1 protein-coding gene is annotated in these 288 nt (G+C 63.5%); it reads right to left on the reverse strand.

Going from position 1 to position 288, the window contains the following annotated elements; all coding sequences use genetic code 11:
• Positions 1-288, reverse strand: a 288-nt coding sequence (locus AC0IYH_RS30975; protein ID WP_471838015.1) for a hypothetical protein, incomplete at both ends; no start/stop codon positions are given.

Here is a 288-nt window from a genome sequence, read left to right on the forward strand (position 1 = left end):
GAACACGCCCGGCCTGAGGCTGAGGAAACCGTCGGCGACGTTATGATTGTACCCGGCTACCTCCACCGATCGATCCTTGGTCCAGTTCCGGCCGTCGCGGCTGTAGAAGAACGTCACGACGTTTTCGTCGTTCACCGCGCGGATGTGCAATCGCGTCGCGTCGATCTTGGCTCCCGGCGGCCACCGCTCCTCCTGACCGATCCGGTACGCATGGAGTTGCCCGGGCCCGATGGCCAAGCCGCAGAAGAGCTTGTCGTTGTAGAAGAGCGTCACCCCTGCGGTGCTGGT

The organism is Pseudomonas sp. AC463 (assembly GCF_979253585.1).